Below are 23,246 nucleotides of genomic sequence, written 5' to 3'. Positions count from 1 at the left end.
CTCAGAAGGGAGAAACCTGATCGAGAATCTGCTGGCCGTAAGGCGGCTGCTGAATCTCGCTCAGTCGTCCGCGCCCGCCATAGGAAATGCGGGCTTCGGCGATCTTGTCGTAGGAAATCGTGTTGTTGCCGGAAATATCGCGCGGGCGCACGACACCGGCGACGTTCAGCACGCGCAGTTCATTGTTGACGCGCACTTCCTGCGACCCGCGGATGATCATGTTTCCGTTCGGCAGCGTGTCGGTGACGATGGCCGCGACCTGCAGGCGGATGTCTTCGCTGCGCTCGATGGTGCCCTTGCCCTTCGACTTGCTGTCGGAATGGGTGTTGACCGAAGCGTCCATGTCGCCGCCGGCGCCAGCGCCTGTGCTGCTGCTGGTCGCGAAGGAACCGCCCGCGCCGTAAATGCCCTTCGACACGCGCTCGCGATCCGTCTTGTTATCCAGATTTGCGCGGTCGTTGATGGAAATGATAACCGTCAACACATCGCCGGGCGTCGCCGCGCGCGGATCCTTGAAGAAATTGGTCGAACGCTGATCCCAGAGCGAATAGGACGCCTTGCTCGGGCGCGCCGGATAGCCGTTGAACTGCGGATTGTTCTGCATGCCGAGATTGGCCGCAACGGGGGACAGGTCGGGCGCGCGGCCGATTTCCTCCGGCTTGGTCGCGCAACCGGCAAGAAGGACCAGGGTTGCTGCTGCAAGGGTGGCTTTGTTCATGTTGTTCTTCATTGCACCGTATTCCCGGTCTGCGCTGCGGCGCGCTGGTCGCTGACAGGCTGCGGCGCGGTCGAGGTGCGCTGCGAGCCGACGATGACGCGGGCGAGCTTGGCCGCCTTTTCCGGCGACATTTCATTGAGGATGATGCTGGAGACGCGCGGATTAAGCTTGAGGATCAGGGCCGCCGCCGCTTCATCGCCGATCAGCGTCATCTGCGCCGCCGCCGCCTCCGGCTTCATCTTCGAGATGATATCGACCAGCGAATCCTGCGCCTTGCTGACGAACTCGTCGCGGCGCTTCAGCCACATCTCATATTCCCGGCGCTTTTCCTCAAGCGCCCGCATCCGCTCCTCGACATCGGCCTTCAGCTCGGTCAATTGTCTGGCCTGAAGCGCATAGCGGGCATCTGCCGCCTGATCGTCGATATTGCCGCAGAACTTGCGGATTTCATCGAGATTGCCGAGTGATGGCGGATCGGCGAAAGCGGGAACGGACGCCGCCAGAAACAGCGCCACCGCCGAACCATACCGGATCATTCTACGAGCCTTGGTCATTGCACCACCAGTTCCGCATGAAGCGCGCCGGATGTCTTGATGGCCTGCAATATCGCGATGATGCCGGTCGGCTTCACGCCGATCTGGTTCAGGCCCTTCACCAGATTTTCAAGGTTGGCGCCGGTCAGGATGCCGATCTTGGCGTTCTGCTGTTTCACGGCGATATCGGTATTCGGCTCGACCGCCGTCACGCCGTCGCTGAACGGCTCTGGCTGGACGACCATCGGCGTTTCCGTCACGCGGACCGTCAGGCTGCCGTGGCTGATCGCGACTTTGGAAATGCGCACCTTCTCGCCGATGACAACGGTTCCCGTCCGCTCATCCACCACCACACGCGCCACTTCATCGGTCGTGATCGGCAGGCCCTCGAGCTCGGCCAGAAAACGCGCCGCTGGCACATTCTTCGGACGTGACAGGCGGATCGTCTTGGCATCGCGCGCAATGGCCACACCGCGACCATAACGGCGCTTGGCGAAGACATTGATCGTATCGGCAGCGCGCACGGCAGTGGTGAAATCGGGATCGCGCAGCTCGACGATCATTTCGCTTTCCTTGCCGAAATTACCGGCCACTTCGCGCTCGACCAGCGCGCCGTTGGGAATGCGCCCGGAGGTCGGCACGCCCTGCGTCACGCTTGCAGCTTCACCTTCGGCCGAAAAGCCGGACACGATCATGTTGCCCTGCGCGACGGCATAAATCTGGTTGTCCGCGCCCATGAGCTGGGTCATGACGAGTGTGCCGCCTTGCAGCGAGGTCGCATCGCCAAGCGACGATACCGTGACGTCGATGCGCGAACCGGCACCGGCAAAGGCGGGCAGGTTGGCGGTCACGATGACCGCGGCCGTGTTCTTGGAACGGGTGGAATTGCGCGGCGCGCTGATGCCGAGATTATCCAGCATGGCGCGCATGGACTGTTCGGTGAAAGGCGAATTGCGCAGGCTGTCGCCCGTGCCCTTGAGGCCGATGACGAGGCCATAACCCACGAGCTGGTTTTCGCGTACGCCCTGAATGGTGGCGATGTCCTTCAGGCGGGCAACCGCGCTGCCGCGACCAAGCTCCGCATAAGCCATTCTGGACGGATCGCCGCCGGAGCCGAGCCAATCGGCATCGGCATCAACCGCGGAGCCGAATTCCCGCGCATTCTTGGACGACTCGTCCGCAAGGCTTGCGACAGGCTGGGAAACGAGGGCCAGGACGGCGAGCAGGGTGGCGAAAGTCTTTCTCACTGCATCCCCACCTGAATACGCCCATCGGCCAGCACCGTTCCGGACACGATGATGCCGCTATCGACGTTGCGAACCTTGATGAAATCGCCAGCCGCACCCGATTCGAGCGGCGTTCCCATGGCGGTGATTGTCAGCGTACCGGCGGTAAACACCAGCGGCGCCGGAACGCCGCGCGTGACCAGCGACGGCTCGCCCAATGCGGAAACGAGGATCGGCTTGCCCGGAAGCAGCGTCTTGCGCGCCACCTTGCCCGCCGCCTGATCGAGCGACAGCACATATTGGCTTGCTGCGGGCGCATTGATGAAGAACTGCTTTTCCAGCAGGGCCGTGTCGCTCACGATCTGGCCGGGATAGACGGTCGCCGAAGGCACGACAAACGCGATGCGGTCGGCAGCATTCGCACCGGCTGTTGCCGCGAGCAGCAAGCCGCCTGCAAGCGCCAGCCCTGTTTTCCGGAAGATTGCTTTCGCCAGCCCCATCGCCATCACCGTCAGCGCAGGTTCTTCGACACGGTTGCCGCCATTTCGTCGGCAGCCTGAATGACCTTGGAATTCATTTCATAGGCGCGCTGCGCCGTGATGAGATCGGTGATTTCCTTCACCGGATCGACATTCGACGCTTCGAGATAGCCTTGCTTGATCGAGCCGTAGCCGGGATCGCCCGGAACGCCGACCAATGGGCCGCCGGATGCTTCCGTTTCGCGGTAGAGATTACCGCCGAGCGGCTCCAGACCTGCTTCATTGGTGAAGTTCGCAAGGGTGAGCTGGCCGAGATCGACCTGATTGATCTGGTCCTGCAATTTCGCGAAAACCTGGCCCGTATCGGTGATCGTCACTTCAATGGCATCCGGCGGAATGGTGATCGCCGGTTCGACCGGATTGCCGTCGAGCGTCACGAGCTGGCCGTCGGGGTTCTTGTTGAACGCACCGGCGCGCGTGTAAAGCGTCTCGCCGGTCGGGCTCTGGATCTGGAACCAGCCGCGCCCGGTCAGCGCCACGTCGTAAGGATTGCCAGTCTGGTTGAAACTGCCCTGAATGTGGAGGTTGCGCACCGCCGCCGTCTGCACGCCAAGGCCGACCAGCGCGCCCTCCGGCACGATGGACTGGTTTGCCTGATTGGGCACGCCTGCCGTCCGCTCGGACTGGTACAGAAGATCGGAAAATTCCGCACGTGCGCGCTTGAAGCCGGTCGTGTTGATATTGGCGATGTTGTTGGCGATCACTTCCAGATTGAGCTGCTGGGCGTTCATGCCTGTTGCGGCAATCGTCAGGGCTTTCATGGCGCGTCCTTAATCTCTCGTCTGGACAGAAGTCTGAATCACAAGTCGCCCTGCGGGTTGCAAACGGCGACCCCGGATCAGACGCTAGATGGGCATACGGCTGATTTCGAGATAGGCCTGCACGATCTTGTCGCGGATCGCGATGGCGGTCTGAAGCGACTGCTCGGCTTCCATGACGGAGCTGACCACATCGCGCACCGGCGCATCGCCCTTGATACCCTGGATGGAGGTTGCTTCGGCGGCCTGCAGCTTCTGGCCGACGGAATCCGTCATCTGCGACAGAACCTCGCCGAAGGAAGCGCCCGGCGCCGCCGGAACGGCCTGCGGCGCGGAAGCCGAGCCCACGCCCTTTTCGGCGACAGTCTCGGAAAGGCGCGACAGGGCATTGCGCGCCGAAATACTCATGATCGAGTCGTACATTATGTGCTCCTCAAGAGATCGATGGTCATGGAAATCAGCTCACGGGCTTGTTTCACGACCTGCAAATTGGCTTCGTAGGAACGATTTGCTTCGCGCATGTCCGCCATTTCAACGACCATGTTGACGTTGGGATAGCGGACATAGCCGCGCTCATCCGCTGCGGGATGGCTCGGCTCGTATTGTTCGATGAAGGGCGACGTGTCCTTGCCGACTTCCGCAATGCGGACTTCGGCGGCGCCGGTGCCCTGTTCCAGCTCGGTGCGGAAGGAAACCGTCTTGCGGCGATAGGGATCGGCATCGGCGGTCTTGGCAGTCGACTGCGCATTGGCGATGTTTTCGGAAACGATGCGCAGACGCGTCGATTGGGCCGAAAGGCCCGACGCTGCGATCTTCAATGTGCTCTGCAAGGCATCGGAAGACATGACTATCCCTTCGCTACCGACAGCATCATGCGGTGGAACGCCTTCACGATGCTTGTGTTGAGCGAATATTCGCGGGCGATCTCACCGGCCTTCATCATTTCCTGTTCGACATCGACCGTGTTGCCGGAATGGGTCTGCTCGGTGATGTCGTCGGGGCGCAGGCGCGCGCCGGCGATCCCGTCGGCCTCGGCTTCCAGGTGCAAAGGGCTGGTGGCAGCCATGGTGAGCTGCGTCTTGTCCAGCACATCCGCAAAGGGCTGCACGTCACGCGCGCGAAAATCCGGCGTATTCGCATTGGCGACATTGCCCGCCACCGTGGCCTGCCTTACCGACAGCCATTGCGCCTGCCTTGCGGCCAGATCGAAGAGATGAATCGGCCCCATATCTATTACCCGCCATCCATATTCACTGTTCGTTAACCTACAGGGCGAATCTTGTGCGAGACTTGCGTGATGCCGGGAAACCGGTTAACTGCGAGCCATCGTCAACGCGAACCGGGAGGTGCGACATGCTGAACAAGACAGAATTTGCCGCGCTCGCTGGTTTCGGATCGCGCGGAGGCGCGACCGTTTAAGGCGTTTCCGACGTTTCCTGTCGGCCAGCGGGCATTCTTCATCGAAACCCGGAGCGTCGTGCATCCACCGGATGCATGAAGTCGCTTCATGGCGCGCACATGCGCCTTACAGGAACCCACTGTCATGAAACAGAATGGACAGCCTCGCGCTGCAGACGATATCGCCGTGACCCTCGAACCGGTCAGGCAGAAGGACTACCAGCAGGTGATTGCCCTCAATCCCCATCCGCATCAGCAGGACTTCGTGGCCAGCAATGAGGAATCGCTTGAAGATGCCGGGGAGAATCCGGCCTGTGTTCCGCTCCTTGTCAGGGCTGGAGGCGAGCCGGTCGGCTTTGCCATGTATGCCCTTGATGAGGACGATGGAAACTACTGGATTTATCGCCTCATGATCGATGCGCGCCATCAGGGCAAGGGCTATGGGCGCGCAGCCCTCAGGCAATTGCTGGGCCTGCTGTCGGAACTGCCGGATTGCCCTTTCGTCATCCTCGGCCTTCAGCCGGGCAACGATGGTGCCCGGAGGCTCTATGAGCAGACAGGCTTCCGGATGACGGGAGAGGTCATCGGCGGCGAACTCATCATGAAATATGAGTTCTGACCAGAGCGGTTCCTGTTCTGACAGAAAAGCCGGAACCGCTTTAACTATTTGTTTTGTCGCATTATCCAGCGCATCGAAGCGGGATAGAAATCAGTCCAGTGAACTGATTTCCCCGCGTAGACGTTTCCCACTTTCGCTGGAAATGCTCTAGCTGCCCCGCCCTCGGGGAGGGGGAGCGGGGACCTGAAAATGGCTTACGGCGCCTTCTGGATCACATCGCCCGATGACGTCGTAAGCTGCCATGTTCCCGCACCGCGACCGATGGAAACGAGGCGGCTGCCATCGGGCAGCAGCGAGCCTTTTTCGACGAACCAGTAGCCGGACGTATCCTCGATCATCGCCATGCCGCCGACCACCTCGCGCAATGCGAAAACCGGCTTGGGCATGGCCTGCCCGTCGCCGCCATTGCCGTCGCCGCCGCCAGCGGCCGTTCCCGGAAGGCCCTTGCCGTTCGACATGACGGAACCCGTCATCGTATCGTCCACATCCGCATTCGGCGCGACCTGTTCGGAAGGGCGGAAGGACGGAAAGCGGCGCACCGTCTTCTGTTCGGAACGGTCGAGAGGATCGATGATCTTGCGCTCGGCCTTTTCCGGCGCGCCCAGATCGGCCCGCTGCAAATAGGTGATGAAGGGCAGCATCGCACTTCCGGCGGCAAGCGTGATTGCCGCAATCTTGAGATAGCGGTCCACCTTGCTCTGCGGTTTCTTCATGCCCTCGAGCCGTGCGGCGGCTTCCACCTCCGCCGTAAGCTGGGCAAGGTTCTTGTCTTCCTTCGACTTTTGAAAGCCCGTCATCATGCGTGTTGCGCCTGTCTGTCGCCGCGCAGTGCCGCGGCAAGGTCGTTGTAGGGATCGTCCGATAGGCCGGTTTCCGGCGATTGCTGCAAGGCGTCATATATGCGCGGCACGAGATCGACCGCCTGGTCCAAAAGGCCGTCATGGCCTTTCTGATAGGCGCCGATGGCCCTCAGATCGCGCGTTTCCTCGAAACGGGCGACCATGCCCCGCAACTGGCTGACGAGCTTGCGCTGCTCCGGCGTCCAGTTGTGCTTGGCAAGGCGCGAAACCGAGCCCGGAATATCGACCGCCGGAAAGCGCCCCTGCGCCGCAATTGCGCGGTCGAGCACGATGTGGCCATCCAGCGTGCCGCGAATGGTGTCGGAAACCGGATCGTTATGATCATCGCCATCGACCAGCACGGAATAAATGCCGGTGATGCTGCCGCCAGCTTCTGTAATGCCCGGCCCTGCCCGCTCCAGAAGGCGCGGCAGCTGGCTGAAGACGCTCGGCGGATAGCCGCGCGAAACCGGCGGCTCTTCCGCCGCAATCGCCACCTCGCGCGCAGCATGGGCAAAGCGCGTGACGGAATCGACAATCAGCAGCACATTGTGGCCAAGGTCCCGGAAATATTCGGCAATCGCCGTCGCGGTGTTGGGCGCGAGGCGGCGCATCATCGGGCTTTCGTCGCCCGTCGCGACGATGGTGATGGTCTTGTCGAGATGGCCAGCCATGGTTTCTTCCAGCATCTCGCGCACTTCGCGTCCGCGTTCGCCCGTCAAGGCCAGCACCACCGTGTCGAAATCCGCCGCACGCGTCATCATGGCGAGCAGGGTCGACTTGCCCACACCCGAACCCGCAAAGATGCCGATGCGCTGGCCGAAGCAGAGCGGCGTGAAAATATCGATGACATTGACGCCGGTGCGCAAACCCCGATCCACCCGCGCACGGCGCAAGGCGGCGGGCGCAAGGCTCTCGGACGCCATGGGCCGGGTTCCGGGCTGCAACGCGCCCTTACCGTCAATCGCCTGCCCCAGCGCATTGATGACCCGGCCGCGCCATTCCGGCGCGGGGCGGATCTGCAGCGGGCCTTCCTCGAAAACCGCAGCGCCAAGCGAGGGAATGATGCGGTCGTCAAAGGGTTTCACCAGCACCTGCGCGTCCGCCACCCGGATGATCTCGGCAAGACACTGGCTGCCCTGCGCGTGGATCGCCACCGCATCGCCCAGCCGCGCATCCCGCGAAAGCCCGCGCACGGCAATCGCCGAACGCGACACGTCGCTTACCGTTCCGCCGATACCGGTGAGCGGCTTCGGCGCTACCGATTGCCGGCGGGCAAAGGCGGCCAGGCGGGAGAGCGGCAGATCAGGCGTCATCCGTTTCTGGAGCCCAGGGTCTTGATGGCTTCGGAGACGGTCGTCTCCTGCTGCGCCAGCAGGTTGTTGACCTGCTCGAAGGCGCGGCTCACGCTGATGAGGCGCGTCATCTCCGTCATGGCATCGACATTCGATCCCTCGATCATGCCCTGCACGACGCCAACGCTGTTGTCATCGGCCACCGGCTGGGCGGGCTTGTTGGGGATCACGCCGGATGTACCGGCATAAGTCAGCTCCGCATCGGCGGGGATGGTGAAGAGACCGATCGCGCCGATCTGCGCGCCGTTCTGGTAGATCGCGCCATCGCTTGAAATCTTCGGTGCGCCGCCTGCCGGGTTGAGCACGATCGGCGCGCCGCCGACATCCAGCACCGGATGGCCGGTGACGGTGACGAGATCGCCCGTCGGCAGCATGTTCATGCGCCCGTCACGCGTATAGATCTGGCCCTGCGGCGTGGAGACAGACATCCACGCATCGCCCTTGACCGCAACATCCAGCGGATTGTCGGTCTTGATCATCGGGCCCGCCTCGGTGCGGATGAAGCTCTTGCCTGCGGTCGCGAAACTCACATCGTCGCTGGCCTTGTCCGAAACAATCGAGCTGAACTTGGTGCCCTCGCCCCGGAAGCCGACCGTGGAGACATTGGCCACATTATGGGCAATGGCATCCATCCGCCGTTCCAGCGTGATGAGCGAGGAAAGCCCGACATAGATAGAATTGTTCTGCATCGCCTAGCGCCCGCCCGGCTTGAAGTTCTGCAAGGTGCTCAGAATATCCATCGAAATGCCGACGGAGGAAGTGCCGCCCAGAAGCAGGGACGCAATCGACGCCGGGCTGCTCGCGGTCGGGTTGTTCATCTCGTACATGGCGGTAAAGCGCGAAATGAGCTTCGAGACGTAATCGGGGTCCGACATCTTGGTGAAGTCGATCTTGTCCTCGATCATCTTCGCCTGCTTGTCGATATCGGCATTGGAGATGGTGGACGGCCAGCCGAAGGTCGTCTGGATCATCGACACCAGCGCCTTGTCGCCCAGAATTTCATAGGCATTGGTCAGCGTCGGCGCCTTGCGCTGGAAATAGAGCGCCAGCCGCACGCCTTCGTTCTGGCTTCCGGCTTCCGTCTCCAGCGTCTGGCGGAGATATTTGTCGACCACGCCCTGCTGCGCCGCTGTGCTCTGGGTCGCCTCCGCGCCCTTGCCCTCGAAATCGAAGACCGTCGCAAATTCCTTGTAGCGCTTGTCGGTCAGCTTGTTGGCCATGGCATCATCGCTCTTGATGCCTTCGGTCAATATCTTGCGCACGAACGCCTTGGCGAAGGCCATGTCTTCCAGCCCGAACGCCTTCAGCGCATAATTATAAAGGCGGCTGTCGGCCATGAAATCATCCACGGATTTCACCTTGCCGATATTCTCCTTGTAGTAGGCGGTTTCCCGCTCCACCATCGGTTCCTTCGAAACACGCTGCAACGACCGCGCCATATCCGACGCGATCAGGCGATAGCTCGTCATCGTATCGACCATGCGCATGCCCCCCTGACTCTATTTCGATCCTTATGCAGGACCAAGCTTGTCCGAAGCTGATTTTATCTGCGCGATGCAGACAAGGTTCGCGCAAGGCGCAGCGCTTAGGTTCCCGGCAAACAGAATGTAGGCGGGAGTCTCGAGCTTTGGGCATTATTGTCGGTCTTGTCATCACACTGGGCTGTATGCTGGGCGGCTTTATCGCCATGGGCGGACATGTGAGCGTGCTTATCCAGCCCTGGGAGTTCGTCATCATTCTGGGTGCCGCACTCGGCACCTTCTTCATCGCCAACCCCTTTTCGCTCGTGAAGGACACGGGCCGCGCCTGCATGGAAGCATTCAGCAATGCCGTCCCAAAGCAGCGCGATTATCTGGACGTTCTGGGCGTGCTCTACAGCCTGATGCGCGAACTGCGCGCCAAGTCGCGCAATGAAGTTGAAGTGCATATCGACAATCCGAAGGAATCGCCGATCTTTCAGGCCTATCCAAGCGTCTTGAAGAAAGAGGACCTCACCAATTTCATCTGCGATTATTGCCGCCTCATCATCGTCGGCAATGTGCGCTCGCATGAAATCGAGGCGCTGATGGACGAGGAAATCCACACCATCGCCCGCGACAAGCTCAAGCCCTACCATGCCATGGTCAGCATATCCGAAGCGCTTCCGGCGCTCGGCATCGTTGCCGCAGTCCTTGGCGTGATCAAGGCCATGGGCGCGCTGGACCAGTCGCCGGAAGTGCTGGGCCACCTGATCGGCGCGGCCCTCGTCGGCACCTTCGCCGGCATCTTCTTCTCCTATGGCGTGGTCGGCCCGATCGCAGCCAAGATCAAATCGACCCGCGAAAAGAACAACCGCCTCTATATCGTCGTGAAGCAGACGCTGCTCGCCTATATGAACGGCTCCCTGCCGCAGATCGCCGTGGAATATGGCCGCAAGACCATCTCCGCCTATGATCGCCCGACCATCGATGTGGTCGAGCAGGAAACCATGGCGAGCGCGCCGACACAGCAGGCCGCATAAGATGACCACCGCCGAAACCGCCGCATTGGGACAAAACCGCAAAACCGATGTTCTGGCCGAGAATGTGCTGCGCGCAGCCGGCCTTTCCGGCGACGACCTGAAATCGCTTGCCCATGTGTTCAAGGATGCCTCGACGCATTTCTGCGACCGGCTGAAACATGGCTGCGCCGCCGCGTTCGACATTGATGCGGGTCAGGTGGAAAGCACCGACGATGCCGCCTTTGCCGACATTCTCGACAAGGCTGCGATCATCGCGCCGCTGAAGGCCGAGCGCTGGGGCTGCACGCTTTATCTGACCGCCGATGCAACCCTCGTCTTCTCCGTGATCGAGGCGATGTTCGGTGCGCAAGGCAATATCGGGGGCAATATCGGTTCCGTCGATGAGGACCGTCCCTTCGGCATGCTGGAGCAGAAGATTTCTGCACTTCTGGCCGGTCATCTTGCCAAATCGCTCGATCAGGTGTTCGCCGGGAACGGGCAGGCGCTTTTTGCTGCCGGTGAATGCATCGATACCGCCGAATTCGACCGGGAGAATTTCGAGCGCTCGCGCCTTTTCGCCTGCCGCATCGATGTTACCGCCGCGGGCAAGACCGGCCGGGTGCACCTGCTGCTGCCGCGCAGCACGCACAAGCCGATGCAGGATGCCGTGGCCGCCTTTTTGCGCCGCCCGATGAATCAGGCCGATCCGAGCTGGGCGAAGAAGATGCGGCACGAGGTCAGCCGCGCGCGCATCGAGCTTGAGGCATTCATCCAGCAGGGATCGATGACGCTGGACGCATTGTCGATGCTGGAAATCGGCCAGGTTCTGAAACTGCCCGCCGACGCCATGGAGCAGGTGCGCCTGCGCGCCGGCGATCAGCAGCTTTTCAAGTGCACGCTCGGCAAATCGGGCATTCATTTCACAGTCAAGGTCGGCGACCCCGTCAATCAGGAAGAGGATTTCATCGATGAGCTTGTTGCTGGCTAACGTGCTTTCCACATTGATGGCTCTCGCCTCGCTCGCGGCCCTGATCGTGGTTGGCCGCAAGGCCAATGAGACGATCAAGCTCGGCAAGCTGCTGGCGCTGCGCGTCGCAGCCGCCTCCAACGGGCTGGAGCGCGCCGTCAAGGCCATCCAGAGCGAGCGCACCGATCTTGGCACTGCCCTGGCTGACGAAAACACCAGGCTTGAAGCCCGTCTTGCCGAAACGCAGCGCGTGCGCCGCGAAATGGAAGAGGCGATCGAGGAGCTGAACCGGCTGCGCAAGGCGCTGACCCGTGACATCCGCCATGCGCGCAATGTCGCCGACAGCGCGCGGCGCACCGACGACCGGACCGCCGCCGCCGAACAATCGCTCCCGAAGGAAAAGAACGCACTGCCGGTCTTCGTGCGCCGCACGGTCAGGAAGGCAACGGTCGAACTCGCAGGCCAGGCATGAGCAAGGAAACCGAGGACAAGAACATGCAGCAGGAACTGGACGAAGCCATTGAGGAACTGCGTGAGGAAAAGCCGCGCAGCGCGCAGAAGGGGCCATCCAAGCCGAATCTCGAACTCATCATGGGCATTCCCGTCGATGTGCAGGTTGTACTTGGCGGCACGACCATGCCGGTTGCCAATCTGATGAAGCTCGGTCGCGGTGCGGTCATCACGCTCGACAAGCAGATCGGCGATCCGGTCGATATCGTGGTCAATGGCCGCGTCATCGCCCGTGGCGAAGTGATCGTCCTTGAAGACGATTCCTCGCGTTTCGGTGTCAGCCTCACCGAAATCATCGGCAAGTAACGGACGTGACCATGGCCGACAATGAACAGCAAGCCCTCGCGGAAGACCTTGAAGGAACCGCCAGCGGCCTCGTCGATACGCTGACCGGCCCGCAAAAGGCGGCGGCGATCCTCGTTGCCATCGGTCGCCCTGCCGCCGCGCGTCTTCTCAAGCATTTCAATGCCGAGGACCTGCGCAAGCTTGCCGGTCATGCCCGCACGCTGGAGCCGATTTCACCGCTCGATTTCGAACAGCTGGTCAAGCAGTTCGAGGATTCCTTTGCCGAGGGCGCGCCGGTTTCGGAAGCTGCCCAGCGGTTCGAGGGTCTGCTGCGCGAAACGCTGCCGCAGGAAGAGGTCGATGCGGTTCTGGAAGAGCGTGTCCAGCCGCAACTCGTTCAGGAATCCGTCTGGGTGCAGCTCGGCCGCCTGCCGGTGGAACGCCTGCAGGCCTATCTGACGGACCAGCATCCGCAGATCATCGCCTATATCGTGTCGAAGCTGCCGTCCGACCTTGCAGCCCGGCTGTTCGTGGTATTGCCGCCGCAGCTGCGCAACGCCGTCGTGCAGCGCTCGCTCCATATCGGCAATGTCGCACCGGCTGCGGCGGAACTTCTCGAAGACGTGCTGCGGCGCGATCTTCTGGGCCGCAGCGATTCAGGACCGGTCAAGGCGCATCACGGCCAGATCGCCAATATCTTCAACCAGCTCGACAGAAGCGAGATGGAAGAACTGATGGCGAGCCTTGAAGACCTCAACCGCGACGATCTCAACCGCATCAAGGCCAAGCTCTTCACCTTTGAGGACATCGAGCGCCTGCCGCAGCGCGCGCGCCTGCTGCTCTTCGATGAAGTGCAGACGGAACAGATCGCAACGGCGCTGCGCGGAGCGGACACAAGGCTTCAGGAACTCGTTCTCTCCTCGCTCTCGACCCGTGGCCGCCGCATGGTGGAAACCGAACTGGGCGCCGAGCAGGGCAACATAACCGCGCAGAACATTGCCGATGCGCGCCGCACGATAGCCCGTATCGCCATCGATCTTTCCGAACGCGGCATCATCACGCTTGACGCTGGCGAAGCTTCGTCCTGATTGCGGTGACCCATGGCAGATGATGCTGACAAGGAAAGCAAAACAGAAGAAGCCACCGAACAGAAGATCCGCGACGCCTTGGAAAAGGGCAATATGCCCTTCTCCCGCGAAACGCCGATCCTCGCCGGCATCGCTTCCTTTCTGATTATCGCAGTCTTTGTCGCTGGACCTGCCACCACGAAGCTTGCCGTCTTCCTGCGGGAACTGATCGACCGTCCCGAAGACTGGCTCCTCAACAGCGCCGAGGATGCGAGCCGTCTGTTCGGCGTTCTGGCGCTCGCCGTCGGCGCGGCTCTCGTGCCGGTATTCATCATCATTCCGCTTGCCGGCATTGCGGCCTCCGCGTTCCAGAATGCGCCGCGCTTCGTTGGTGAGCGCATCCGCCCGCAGGCCTCGCGCATATCGCCTCTCAAGGGATGGCAGCGTATTTTCGGGCGCAGCGGTCAGGTCGAGTTTCTCAAGTCGCTGGCCAAGTTTCTGGCGGCGAGCGTCATCGTCTTCGTCGTCTTTTTCAGTGGCAACAGCCTTTTCACCGATGCGGTCGCCTCGGACCCCAGCGCCTTGCCCGAATTCCTGCGCGAGAACATGGTGCGCCTGCTGGTCGCCAATGTTCTGGCCATCACGGCAATTGCCGGTTTCGACCTTGCCTGGTCGCGCATTCACTGGCGGCAGGAACTGCGCATGACCCGGCAGGAGGTGAAGGACGAACTGAAGCAGTCGGAAGGCGACCCGCTGGTCAAGTCTCGCCTGCGATCGCTCGGTCGCGACCGTGCGCGCCGCCGCATGATCAACACGGTTCCGACGGCAACGCTCATCGTCGCAAATCCGACTCATTTTTCCGTAGCACTGCGCTACAAGCCCGATCAGGATGCGGCCCCGGTCGTCGTGGCAAAGGGGCAGGATCTGATCGCTCTCAAAATAAGAGAGATCGCCGCGCAGCATTCCATCCCGATATTCGAGGACGTTCCGCTGGCGCGCGCGCTCTATAAACAGGTCAATGTCGACCAGATGATCGCACCGGAATTCTACAAGGCCGTGGCCGAGCTGATCCGGGTCATCAATACACGGCATGCATTACATTAGAGCATGTCTCAAAGGTGGGAACTGGGAGTGAGACATGCATAAGAACAAATGGATAATCATGATATTTATATGTTCCGGAACAGTGACGGCCTGTTCCCCAGATTGGCGGTGAGACCATGAAAAGCCTGCAATTCTCCAACGAGCGCGAGGCGATCATTGCCGGAAACCTGCGCGAAGTCGCAACCGATCTTCGTCTGGTCGATCCGTCCGACTACATCGCCTTCATACGCTGCGAGCTTTTTGCCAATATCGCCGATATCGTCAGTTCGGCGACCGAGCTTTATTTCTTTCCCGGCACGCTGGAACTCGGACATGGCGGGGAATATCGCTGCGACTGGCAGTCGCCACCGGCCATCGTGCTCGACATGGAGTTTCGCAATCAGGGCGTCTACGCCTATTTTCGGCTGACGCTGACCGACAAGACGGCGGGGATTGAGCTGAACCACATCGCCTTCGAGGACGCCGACGAAGACCCGGCCAGGAACACGGCGCGGCTTGCCAACGCCTTCGACGCCGCCCGCCTGCCGCTCAGAAAAAGGGCCTGAAAGCACAAAACACCGGATGCCTGAAACATCCGGTGTTCTTGTCTCTGCAAGTCCGCTGGCATCAGTTCAGATGATGGACTTCCGGCATTTCGATGATGCCGAGCGACAGCGCCGTCGCCACGGCTGAAGTGCGGTTGGAGCAGTTGAGCTTGATCTTGGCGTTCTGGAGATAAGTCACCACCGTCCAACGCGCGATGTTCAGGATTTCCGCGATCTCGCCGTCCGTCTTGCCATTTGCGGCCCAGCGCAGGCAGTCGACTTCGCGCGGGGTCAGAAGACTGGACACCGTCGCCACATCCTTGCAGCCGCACAGCGCCGAATGGATGATGCCCGACAGGCTCAACAGGCGCGGGCGAAGCTTCGCCACGAACTGTTCACGGTCTTCGTCCGGGCTGATCTCGAAGCTGAACAGGGAACAGCCGACCGCACCTTTCTGGCCGCGGGCCGAGACGGCGATGAAAATATTGCCCAGCCCGTGCTTTTCCGCATCCTGCAGCATGTCGGCGACAGCCGGACACCGGTCTGCGTCTTCCTGTAGATTGCGAACGATGCCGCTTACATCGTCTTTGAAATAGGGCGCATCTTCCTGAAAGATCGGGTCGACAACGAAATAGTTCTTGGTGGAGTAGCGGGCAGCCCAGTTGGCGGGCACGGTCATCACAACCGTCATGTCGGAAGAACTGGTTTTCGAGCAATCGCCCATCCGTCCACGATAAGTGTGCAAGATGTGACGACAACCGATCTCGTCGCGAATTCGTGTCAGCAGAGCAAGCGTATCGCTCTGGAAGGAAGTGCCAAAAAATGTCTTCTTAAAATTCGGAAAATGAATCAGATCGAGTGTCATTAATATAATGTCCTTAATGCTGGCAGGCGATTATTACCGTGTCCAAAAAGGGGGCCGAATCGGGGCCTGGAGCCATTCAATCTTTTGTATAAGTGACAAAAAAAACAGGGGGTCTGACAACCTTCAATTAATCGATAGCAAAGAATTGCACACAAAAGCGGTGCCGAAATAAGGCCTAAATGAGAAGTTAATTGGTGTGGCGGTAAACTTTTTTTGAGAATCAAGCAATGCCATGCTCAACTTGTTCTATTTCAGAACAGTTTCATTCTCATTTCCGTAAGCTCTGTAGAAGAAATCCACTGCCAGCTCGACATTGCTGCGAATCGTTTCCGCTGATGGCGGCTCCGACAAGGCCCCGAACAGCCGCGGCCTGTAGAGGCCCGACAGGAAAAGATCGGAAAGCTGATAGGCCATCCGGTCGGCATCGAAAGGCTTGAGTTTGCCGCTTTCGATCATCCGCCTGAGATAGTCGGCCATCACCACGAGGCTGCGCTTCGGGCCACGTTCATAGAACCGCGCGGCAAGCTCCGGCTTGCGCTCGCTCACGCCCAGCACGATCCGCTGGGCGCGGATGGCGGTGGAGGAAGTGATGAGCGTCACCAGCGCCACGCCGAAATCGGTCAACTCCTGACGGTTCCCGAAACCGCTGTCGAGGGTGGCGATCAATTCGCTGAACATCGTGTGGCGGTAGTGTTCGCACAATGCGACGAACAGGTCTTCCTTGCTGTTGAAGTAGACGTAGATCGTGCCCTTCGACACGCCAGCCTCACGCGTGATGTCGTTCATACTGGCGGCATCGAAACCCATGCGAAGGAACACGTCCTGAGCGCCTTCGAGAATCTGGCGGCGTTTTGCAGGGTCCTGACCGGCACCCAGCCGCGTGCGACCGCATTCCGTTTCGGAGCAGGACGACTTGCTTTGACCCATAATGCCGACATCTTTCCCATCATGCCGGTTCCGGTCATGCATCATCGTATCCGTTGTTCCTTTGGTCTTGCGATCAGGCTTCATTTTAGAGACTCTTGAATTTTTTCGAACCAAGCGGTTCGATATGCTCTTGATATGCGCATCTTATTGATCTATGTCAACATCGAACCGAGCGGTTCAATCCCAAGGATGTCCAGAGAGTTTCCCTATGTCCGCCCCGAAGTCCGTTGATAAGGCCGATATTCATCCGTTTCCCAACGCCAAGAACTTCGCCTCGGCAACCCAGCCGGCGACGAATGAGGTGCCGCTGAGCGAGAGATCGCAGCCCCATACCGTGCCGAACCCGCAGGAAGCCGCACCCAGGGAAACCGGGGAAACCGCCAAGGGTGGCAAGAAGAAGGGCTTCGGCAAACGCGTCCTTTTGCCCGGCATTCTGGCGGTCGCGGTCGCAGGCGGCCTCTGGTTCGCCTATGACTGGTGGACGGTCGGACGGTTCATGGTTTCGACCGACGACGCCTATGTGCAGGGCGACATTGCGTCCATCGCGCCGAAGGTTACCGGCTATATCGAAAACATTCCCGTGGCCGCGAACCAGCAGGTCAAGGCTGGCGATGTGATCTTCCAGCTCGATGCAGGCGACTACCAGATCGCGCTCGACGAAGCCGAAGCCAAGCTCGCGACCCAGAAACAGACCCTCGTTCGCATCAAGGCCCAGACCGACGCCGCGCAGGCAACCCTGCAACAGGCCGATGCCGACAAGCAGGCCGCAACGGCTGTCCTGACCAATGCGCAGAACACGATCGCGCGCGTGCAGAAGCTGCACGACACGCGTTTCGTCGCGCAGGCCGAACTCGACACGGCCCAGTCCTCGCTGGACCAGGCGCGCGCCAAGGTTGCCGGCAGCGATGCGCAGATCGCTTCTGCCAAGGCCAATATCGAAGTGCTCAACGCTCAATATAGCGAAGCCGAAAGCACGGTAAAATCGCTGGAACTTGCCCGCGACAAAGCCGCACGCGACCTATCCTTCACGACGCTGCGCGCGCCCTTCGACGGCGTGGTCGGCAATCTTTCCGGCAAGAAGGGCGATCTCGTTTCGCCGGGCCAGAAGATTGCGGCGCTTGTCCCGGTCAATGAGCTTTATATCGACGCGAACTTCAAGGAAACGCAGCTCGCAAAGATCAAGACCGGCGAAACCGCGCATATCTATGTCGACGCCATCGACGGCACGAAGTTCGACGGCAAGGTCGCGTCCATCGCTCCGGCTTCGGGCGCCGTGTTCTCGCTGCTGCCGCCGGAAAACGCGACCGGCAACTTCACCAAGATCGTGCAGCGCGTTCCCGTGCGCATCATGATCCCGAAGGAAGCGCTGGAATCCGGCAAGATCCGCGCGGGCCTCAGCGTCGTGGTCGATATCGACACGCGCACGGCCCCCGAGCAAAAGGCCGATTGATCGAGCCCTTTGGCTCAATTGAAATAACAGATGGCGGCGCGGCGAAACGGATTTCGCGCCGCCTTTCTCTTCCATTCCGGAGTGCGCCGTCATGGCCGCAGACACGACAATGGGGCCAATGGCCCCGGCAGAAGACCGCATCGACCCCAAGAAGGCCATCGGCTTTCTGGCCATGGTGTTCGGCATGTTCATGGCGATCCTGGACATTCAGATCGTCTCGGCTTCGCTGGCTGAAATCCAGGCGGGTCTCAGCGCCAGTTCCGACGAAATCTCCTGGGTCCAGACGTCCTACCTGATTGCGGAAGTCATCATGATTCCGCTGTCGGGCTTCCTTGGACGCCTTTTGTCGACGCGCGTGCTCTTCACCGTTTCCGCGGCAGGCTTCACGCTGGCCAGCATGCTCTGCGCGACGGCGACGAACATCGAGCAGATGATTGTCTACCGCGCCATTCAGGGCTTCATCGGCGGCGGCATGATCCCGAGCGTGTTCGCAGCCGCCTTCACCATCTTCCCGCCTTCCAAGCGTTCCATCGTTTCGCCGATGATCGGTCTGGTCGCAACGCTTGCGCCAACCATCGGCCCGACGATCGGCGGCTATCTGAGCCACGCCTTCTCATGGCACTGGCTGTTTCTGGTCAATGTCGGCCCCGGCATCCTCGTTACCATCGCCGCATGGAACCTCATCGACTTCGACGAAGGCGACAGCTCCCTTCTGAGCAAGTTCGACTGGTGGGGCCTTCTCGGCATGGCCGCATTCCTCGGTTCGATGGAATATGTTCTGGAAGAAGGCCCGCGCAATGACTGGCTTCAGGATGAAGCCATCTTCGTCCTGACCGGCGTTATGATCGTCGGCGGCATTCTCTTCTTCTTCAGGGCCTTTACCGCCGAAGAGCCTATCGTGGACCTGCGAGCCTTCAGGAATGTCAATTTCGCATTCGGCTCGGTGTTCTCCTTCGTGATGGGCGTCGGTCTTTATGGCCTCACATATCTATATCCGCTCTATCTGAGCACTGTTCGCGGCTATGATGCCCTGATGATCGGCGAAGCGCTGTTCGTCAGCGGTCTCGCCATGTTCTTCACCGCCCCGGTGGCGGGTTTCCTTTCCAACAGGATGGACCCGCGCCTCATGATGATGATCGGCTTCCTCGGCTTTGCGGCAGGCACATGGATGGTGACGGGTCTGACCGCCGACTGGGATTTCCACGAATTGCTGTTGCCGCAGATTCTGCGTGGCTGCTCGCTGATGCTGTGCATGGTGCCGATCAACAATCTGGCGCTCGGCACGCTTCCGCCTTCCCTGCTGAAAAACGCATCGGGCCTTTTCAACCTGACGCGCAATCTGGGCGGCGCCGTCGGCCTTGCCGTCATCAATACGATCCTGACCCGGCGCGGCGACATGCATTATGAGCGGCTGGCCGAACATGTTCGCTGGGGCAATGCCGAAGCGGAAAGGATGATCGCCAACCTGACCGCCAAATACAATGCGGCAGGCATGGACGGCGCGACGATTGCCATCGCCAAGCTTTCCGGCATGGTGCGCCAGCAGGCCACCCTTCTGTCCTTCATCGACGTGTTTTTCATCCTCACGATGATGTTCTGCTCGCTTGCCGTCTGCGCCATCATGCTGCGCAAACCCAAGCAGGTCGGCGGTGGCGGTGGAGGGCATTAGCTCTCCGCCTCCCAATTTCATACGAAACCTATTAGGGTTCGATCATCTTTCAGAAATTTTCGTTTATCGCAGCTATTCGACCGTGATGCCGCGCGGAGACAAACCCCTGTCGCGCAGGGAAAAGCCTCTTGCAGAATTATGACAACGACGAATTTACTGTCACATTTCCTGTCATAAAAATGCTGCTCCCGCAAACGGATGAATTGCTAAGTCTCTGAAAACGTGTTTCACTTTCCACCGCTGGCAGTTTGTGACAAGCCACAAACTGTCATCCAACCGTCATATAGGGCGGGTATCGGGAATGCGCGAGCACCGGAATCGACCGGGGGCGTTCGCCGGACCTTAAACAGGGGAGTCAAACAATGCTTGCTTACACAGCGCGTCTGCTGTCGCTTTCGACGGCAATCGCCGTTGCCGGGGTTTCCATCGCCGCTGCCGAACCGTCAGCCGAACTGATCGCCGCTGCCAAGGCGGAAGGCGAACTGACCACCATCGCACTCCCGCATGACTGGTGCGGCTATGGCGAAATCATCAAGAGCTTCAAGGACAAGTACGGCCTCAAGGTCAACGAACTGAACCCGGACGCCGGTTCGGGCGATGAAATCGAAGCCATCAAGGCCAACAAGGACAACAAGGGCCCACAGGCTCCTGACGTCATCGACGTCGGCTTCGCCTTCGGCGCTTCGGCCAAGAAGGACGGCCTGATCCAGCCTTACAAGGTCGCGACCTGGGACGAAATCCCGGACAGCGCCAAGGACCCTGAAGGCCACTGGTATGGCGACTATTACGGCGTGCTCGCCTTCGAAGTGAACAAGGACATCGTCAAGGACATCCCGCAGGATTGGGAAGACCTGCTCAAGAGCGACTACGCAAATTCCGTTGCGCTTGCAGGCGATCCGCGCGTTTCCGCACAGGCCATTCTCGGCGTTCATGCCGCCGGCATCGCCCGTGGCGGTGAGCCGGGCGAAGCCGCAGGCAAGAAGGGCCTCGAGTTCTACAAGGAACTGAACGCCAACGGCAATTTCGTTCCGGTCATCGGCAAGGCCGCTTCGCTGGCGCAGGGCTCGACCCCTATCGTCATCCGCTGGGACTATAACGCGCTCGCCGACCGCGATACGCTCAAGGGCAATCCGGAAATCGAAACCGTCATCCCGAAGACGGGCGTCATCGCCGGTGTCTACGTGCAGGCGATCAGCGCCTACGCACCGCATCCGAACGCTGCGAAGCTGTGGATGGAGCACATCTATTCGGATGAAGGCCAGCTCGGCTACCTGAAGGGCTACTGCCATCCGATCCGCTTCAACGCGATGGCGAAGGCTGGCAAGATCCCGCAGGAACTGCTCGACAAGCTGCCGCCGGCAGCAGCCTATGAAAAGGCTATCTTCCCGACCCTGGAACAGATCGAGGCAGCACAGGCCACGATCACCAAGGAATGGGACAGCGTCGTGGGCGCAAACGTCCAGTAAGCGCTTCTGTCGCATCGAACACATGTCGCGTCGGCCTCAAACGGTCGGCGCGACATCAAACTGGTTTCATTTGCCCTCCCGTCCTCTTTTCCAAACAGCGCCGCGCTCTTTGGCAAACAGGATGGGCAGACTGCAAAGATGCAATGAAATTCCCCGAGGGGCGAATGACGGCCCTGCCGATCGCAAGATATAAACAAGAAGTCGGAACGGTTCTGTCAGTTCCGTTCTGCCGGGAACCGGTCCAAAGAAAGAACCTATGAGTTCAATTGCCGAAACATCAGCCCCCAGCGGAGTGCGCAAGCGCCGGCTTCCGTTGTCATGGCTTGGCGTGACGCCGTTTTTCATCTTCGCCATCCTGTTTCTGATCTGGCCGACGATGTACCTCATCATCGGCGCCTTTCATGACCCGGCTGGAAACTTCACGCTCCAGAACATCCATGATCTCTTTCAGCCGCAGATCATGAGCGCCTACTGGATTTCCATCAAGGTCAGTCTGGCCTCGGCCATCGGCGGCGCGATCATCGGCTTCTTTCTGGCCTGGGCGGTTGTCCTCGGCAACCTGCCCTCCTGGCTGCGGCCGACGGTGCTGACCTTTTCGGGCGTTGCCTCGAACTTCGCAGGCGTGCCGCTTGCCTTCGCCTTTCTTGCGACGCTGGGGCGAACCGGCTTCGTGACGATCCTTCTCAAGGAATGGTTCGGCTTCAACCTCTATGCGACGGGTTTCAACCTGCTCTCCTTCTTCGGCCTGACGCTGACCTATCTGTTCTTCCAGATACCGCTGATGGTGCTGATCCTGACGCCCGCCCTCGACGGGCTGAAGAAAGAGTGGCGCGAGGCATCTTCCATTCTGGGGGCGACCACCGCGCAATATTGGCGCATGGTGGCCTTTCCGATCCTGTGGCCGAGCCTGCTCGGCACGACGCTTCTCCTGTTCGCCAACGCCTTCGGCGCCATCGCCACCGCCTACGCCTTGACGGGTTCCTCGCTCAACATCGTACCGATCCTGCTCTTTGCCCAGATCCGCGGCGACGTTCTGCATAACCAGAACCTCGGCTATGCGCTGGCCCTCGGCATGATCGTCATCACAGGTATTTCCAACCTCATCTATATCTGGCTGCGCATTCGCGCCGAGAGGTGGCAGCGATGAAAAAGAAAGGCATAAATGCCCAGAAAATCGGTGCCTGGATCGCCTTCCTGATTGGCGCGATCTATTTCCTCGTACCGCTCATCGGCACGTTCGAATTCTCGCTGCGCATGCGGCGCGGCGAATATTCCTTCGACGCCTATCGCGTCGTGTTCTCCGACCCGAATTTCCAGGCAACCTTCGGCTATTCGATCCTGCTTGGCCTGTTGACCATCATCTTCGGCGTGCTTCTGGTCGTGCCGACCGCCTATTGGGTGCGCCTGCGCCTGCCGCAATTGCGCCCGGTGATGGAATTCATCACGCTGTTGCCGCTGGTCATTCCGGCCATCGTCATCGTGTTCGGATATCTGCGCATCTACAACTCGTCATCCTGGCTGCCGTTCACGGCATCCACACGAGCGACCGACCTCCTGTTGATGTTCGGCTATATGACGCTTTCGCTGCCCTATATGTATCGCGCCGTCGATACGGCAATGCGCACTATCGACGTTAATACACTGACGGAAGCCGCGCAAAGCCTTGGCGCTGGCTGGGGCCACATCATGTTCAAGGTGATTTTTCCGAATGTGATCTCCGGCGTGATGAGCGGTGCCTTCATCACATTCGCCATCGTCATCGGCGAATTCACGCTGGCCTCGCTTTTGAACCGCCCTGCCTTCGGTCCCTATCTGCAGCTTGTCGGCGCAAACCGCGCCTACGAACCGTCAGCGCTGGCAATCATTTCGTTTGGCATAACGTGGCTCAGCATCATCATGCTGCAGCTCGTCTCGCGCCTCAATAAATTCAAGACAACCGCCGGGTAAG

At 60.2% G+C, this 23,246-nt stretch carries 27 protein-coding genes; 13 read left to right on the top strand and 14 right to left on the bottom strand.

All coding sequences use genetic code 11. The annotated features are described in order from the left end of the window. Window position 1: 1 nt before the first annotated feature. The 8 genes from flgH to flgB form a co-directional block, all read right to left on the bottom strand. The gene (flgH, locus tag ABWW28_RS18855; protein WP_176073834.1) at window positions 2–730 is read right to left on the bottom strand and encodes a flagellar basal body L-ring protein FlgH; all 729 of its coding nucleotides are present in this window, start codon (window positions 728–730) and stop codon (window positions 2–4) included. Further along, window positions 727–1,272: a MotE family protein gene (locus ABWW28_RS18850; RefSeq protein WP_006469411.1), complete on the bottom strand. Its 546-nt coding sequence runs from the start codon at window positions 1,270–1,272 to the stop codon at window positions 727–729. Before ABWW28_RS18850 ends, flgH begins: the two co-directional genes overlap by 4 nt. Next, entirely contained in the window at window positions 1,269–2,498 is a 1,230-nt protein-coding gene (locus tag ABWW28_RS18845) for a flagellar basal body P-ring protein FlgI (RefSeq protein WP_176588287.1), read from the bottom strand. Before ABWW28_RS18845 ends, ABWW28_RS18850 begins: the two co-directional genes overlap by 4 nt. After that, the gene (gene flgA / locus ABWW28_RS18840) at window positions 2,495–2,977 is read right to left on the bottom strand and encodes a flagellar basal body P-ring formation chaperone FlgA (RefSeq protein WP_006471438.1); all 483 of its coding nucleotides are present in this window, start codon (window positions 2,975–2,977) and stop codon (window positions 2,495–2,497) included. Before flgA ends, ABWW28_RS18845 begins: the two co-directional genes overlap by 4 nt. A gap of 11 nt (window positions 2,978–2,988) precedes the next feature. Next, window positions 2,989–3,777 carry a flagellar basal-body rod protein FlgG gene (gene flgG, locus ABWW28_RS18835; RefSeq protein ID WP_006471437.1) on the bottom strand — a complete coding sequence of 263 codons (789 nt, stop codon included), beginning with the start codon at window positions 3,775–3,777 and terminating at the stop codon, window positions 2,989–2,991. A gap of 84 nt (window positions 3,778–3,861) precedes the next feature. Beyond that, window positions 3,862–4,197 (bottom strand): flagellar hook-basal body complex protein FliE, encoded by a 336-nt coding sequence (gene fliE / locus ABWW28_RS18830; protein ID WP_025091738.1) that lies wholly within the window; start codon window positions 4,195–4,197, stop codon window positions 3,862–3,864. Continuing rightward, entirely contained in the window at window positions 4,197–4,619 is a 423-nt protein-coding gene (gene flgC / locus ABWW28_RS18825) for a flagellar basal body rod protein FlgC (protein WP_006469416.1), read from the bottom strand. The genes fliE and flgC overlap by 1 nt, the downstream gene beginning before the upstream one ends. A 2-nt stretch (window positions 4,620–4,621) precedes the next feature. Continuing rightward, window positions 4,622–5,002: a flagellar basal body rod protein FlgB gene (flgB, locus tag ABWW28_RS18820; protein ID WP_006469417.1), complete on the bottom strand. Its 381-nt coding sequence runs from the start codon at window positions 5,000–5,002 to the stop codon at window positions 4,622–4,624. Between the two features lie 315 nt (window positions 5,003–5,317). Here flgB and ABWW28_RS18815 point away from each other — a divergent pair, with 315 nt between their 5' ends. Continuing rightward, window positions 5,318–5,791, top strand: a complete 474-nt coding sequence (locus ABWW28_RS18815; protein WP_176588286.1) for a GNAT family N-acetyltransferase — start codon at window positions 5,318–5,320, stop codon at window positions 5,789–5,791. A gap of 194 nt (window positions 5,792–5,985) precedes the next feature. On the opposite strand, the gene ABWW28_RS18810 is transcribed toward ABWW28_RS18815, so the two are convergent. The 4 genes from ABWW28_RS18810 to ABWW28_RS18795 are packed head-to-tail and all read right to left on the bottom strand — an operon-like array spanning window position 5,986 to window position 9,466. After that, window positions 5,986–6,591, bottom strand: a complete 606-nt coding sequence (locus ABWW28_RS18810; RefSeq protein ID WP_025091740.1) for a hypothetical protein — start codon at window positions 6,589–6,591, stop codon at window positions 5,986–5,988. Next, complete coding sequence (gene fliI / locus ABWW28_RS18805) at window positions 6,588–7,946, bottom strand: flagellar protein export ATPase FliI (RefSeq protein ID WP_025091741.1); 1,359 nt, start codon at window positions 7,944–7,946, stop codon at window positions 6,588–6,590. Before fliI ends, ABWW28_RS18810 begins: the two co-directional genes overlap by 4 nt. Beyond that, a complete protein-coding gene (flgF, locus tag ABWW28_RS18800; protein WP_113462904.1) occupies window positions 7,943–8,674 on the bottom strand; it encodes a flagellar basal-body rod protein FlgF in 732 nt (243 codons plus the stop codon). Before flgF ends, fliI begins: the two co-directional genes overlap by 4 nt. A 3-nt stretch (window positions 8,675–8,677) precedes the next feature. Continuing rightward, window positions 8,678–9,466: a DUF1217 domain-containing protein gene (locus ABWW28_RS18795; RefSeq protein ID WP_006471433.1), complete on the bottom strand. Its 789-nt coding sequence runs from the start codon at window positions 9,464–9,466 to the stop codon at window positions 8,678–8,680. Between the two features lie 146 nt (window positions 9,467–9,612). Between ABWW28_RS18795 and motA the strand changes: the two genes are divergently transcribed. The 7 genes from motA (at window position 9,613) to ABWW28_RS18760 (ending at window position 14,942) form a co-directional block, all read left to right on the top strand. Further along, window positions 9,613–10,485, top strand: a complete 873-nt coding sequence (gene motA / locus ABWW28_RS18790) for a flagellar motor stator protein MotA (RefSeq protein ID WP_021585290.1) — start codon at window positions 9,613–9,615, stop codon at window positions 10,483–10,485. 1 nt (window position 10,486) lies between these two features. Further along, window positions 10,487–11,452, top strand: a complete 966-nt coding sequence (locus ABWW28_RS18785) for a FliM/FliN family flagellar motor switch protein (RefSeq protein ID WP_176588285.1) — start codon at window positions 10,487–10,489, stop codon at window positions 11,450–11,452. Further along, the gene (locus ABWW28_RS18780; RefSeq protein WP_006469424.1) at window positions 11,433–11,903 is read left to right on the top strand and encodes a BAB2_0123 family type IV secretion system effector; all 471 of its coding nucleotides are present in this window, start codon (window positions 11,433–11,435) and stop codon (window positions 11,901–11,903) included. The genes ABWW28_RS18785 and ABWW28_RS18780 overlap by 20 nt, the downstream gene beginning before the upstream one ends. Further along, window positions 11,900–12,247 carry a flagellar motor switch protein FliN gene (gene fliN, locus ABWW28_RS18775; RefSeq protein ID WP_006469425.1) on the top strand — a complete coding sequence of 116 codons (348 nt, stop codon included), beginning with the start codon at window positions 11,900–11,902 and terminating at the stop codon, window positions 12,245–12,247. The genes ABWW28_RS18780 and fliN overlap by 4 nt, the downstream gene beginning before the upstream one ends. An 11-nt stretch (window positions 12,248–12,258) precedes the next feature. Continuing rightward, entirely contained in the window at window positions 12,259–13,314 is a 1,056-nt protein-coding gene (locus ABWW28_RS18770; RefSeq protein ID WP_176588284.1) for a flagellar motor switch protein FliG, read from the top strand. A 12-nt stretch (window positions 13,315–13,326) separates the two neighbouring features. After that, entirely contained in the window at window positions 13,327–14,397 is a 1,071-nt protein-coding gene (flhB, locus tag ABWW28_RS18765; RefSeq protein WP_006469427.1) for a flagellar biosynthesis protein FlhB, read from the top strand. A 116-nt stretch (window positions 14,398–14,513) separates the two neighbouring features. After that, window positions 14,514–14,942 carry a BspJ family T4SS effector nucleomodulin gene (locus tag ABWW28_RS18760; protein ID WP_353391748.1) on the top strand — a complete coding sequence of 143 codons (429 nt, stop codon included), beginning with the start codon at window positions 14,514–14,516 and terminating at the stop codon, window positions 14,940–14,942. A 61-nt stretch (window positions 14,943–15,003) separates the two neighbouring features. On the opposite strand, the gene ABWW28_RS18755 is transcribed toward ABWW28_RS18760, so the two are convergent. After that, window positions 15,004–15,786, bottom strand: a complete 783-nt coding sequence (locus tag ABWW28_RS18755) for a helix-turn-helix transcriptional regulator (protein ID WP_112700805.1) — start codon at window positions 15,784–15,786, stop codon at window positions 15,004–15,006. Window positions 15,787–16,032: 246 nt separating this feature from the next. After that, window positions 16,033–16,797 carry a TetR/AcrR family transcriptional regulator gene (locus tag ABWW28_RS18750; RefSeq protein ID WP_006471427.1) on the bottom strand — a complete coding sequence of 255 codons (765 nt, stop codon included), beginning with the start codon at window positions 16,795–16,797 and terminating at the stop codon, window positions 16,033–16,035. A 124-nt stretch (window positions 16,798–16,921) separates the two neighbouring features. On the opposite strand from ABWW28_RS18750, the gene ABWW28_RS18745 reads away from it, so the two are divergent. From ABWW28_RS18745 to ABWW28_RS18725, 5 genes are all read left to right on the top strand, one after another. Continuing rightward, window positions 16,922–18,163: an HlyD family secretion protein gene (locus ABWW28_RS18745; RefSeq protein WP_176588283.1), complete on the top strand. Its 1,242-nt coding sequence runs from the start codon at window positions 16,922–16,924 to the stop codon at window positions 18,161–18,163. 91 nt (window positions 18,164–18,254) lie between these two features. Then, on the top strand, window positions 18,255–19,832 hold the full coding sequence (locus ABWW28_RS18740; RefSeq protein ID WP_112671003.1) for a DHA2 family efflux MFS transporter permease subunit: 1,578 nt from the start codon (window positions 18,255–18,257) through the stop codon (window positions 19,830–19,832). 362 nt (window positions 19,833–20,194) lie between these two features. Continuing rightward, window positions 20,195–21,298: an ABC transporter substrate-binding protein gene (locus ABWW28_RS18735; protein WP_006469432.1), complete on the top strand. Its 1,104-nt coding sequence runs from the start codon at window positions 20,195–20,197 to the stop codon at window positions 21,296–21,298. 256 nt (window positions 21,299–21,554) lie between these two features. Then, window positions 21,555–22,445, top strand: a complete 891-nt coding sequence (locus ABWW28_RS18730; RefSeq protein ID WP_176588282.1) for an ABC transporter permease — start codon at window positions 21,555–21,557, stop codon at window positions 22,443–22,445. Then, complete coding sequence (locus tag ABWW28_RS18725) at window positions 22,442–23,245, top strand: ABC transporter permease (RefSeq protein ID WP_176588281.1); 804 nt, start codon at window positions 22,442–22,444, stop codon at window positions 23,243–23,245. Before ABWW28_RS18730 ends, ABWW28_RS18725 begins: the two co-directional genes overlap by 4 nt. The last annotated feature ends 1 nt before the right edge of the window (window position 23,246 follow it).

It is taken from the genome of Brucella sp. NBRC 14130, from assembly GCF_040371715.1.
In the GTDB taxonomy this organism is placed as follows: domain Bacteria; phylum Pseudomonadota; class Alphaproteobacteria; order Rhizobiales; family Rhizobiaceae; genus Brucella; species Brucella intermedia.
The sequence above is the reverse complement of the archived record's forward strand: the minus strand, read 5'-3'. Positions and strand labels throughout refer to the sequence as shown.